The sequence below is a fragment of the Pseudomonas sp. 14P_8.1_Bac3 genome (assembly GCF_025466085.1).
In the GTDB taxonomy this organism is placed as follows: Bacteria; Pseudomonadota; Gammaproteobacteria; order Pseudomonadales; family Pseudomonadaceae; genus Aquipseudomonas.
This window is the reverse complement of sequence record NZ_JANLOD010000009.1, coordinates 1-321: the sequence shown is the minus strand read 5'-3', so window position 1 is coordinate 321 and position 321 is coordinate 1. Positions and strand designations below refer to the sequence as shown.

Here is a 321-nt window from a genome sequence, read left to right as displayed (position 1 = left end):
AAGCATCGCCGACAGCCGCCGCGGCCAGCGCAGCTACTACTACGACGCCCTCGACCGCTTGACCCGTGTGCGTCACACCCGCGACGACGTGCCAGAGACCTTCGCCCACGATCCGGCCGGCAACCTGCTGATGCAGGACCGGCCTGGCGTGGCGACCATCAAAGGCAACCGCCTGCTGATGCAGGGCGACCGCCATTATGACTACGACGCCTTCGGCAACCTCATCCGCGAACGCCGTGGCACCGCGCAAATAATCGTCACCGAATATTCCTACGACTGCCAGCACCGGCTGGTTGGCGTCACCTTGCCGGACGGCAGCAT

Annotated in this window: 1 protein-coding gene; it reads left to right on the top strand. The window is 65.1% G+C overall.

What is annotated here, in order from left to right; genetic code table 11:
- Positions 1-321, top strand: a 321-nt coding sequence (locus NTD84_RS03730; RefSeq protein WP_262163663.1) for an RHS repeat domain-containing protein, incomplete at both ends; no start/stop codon positions are given.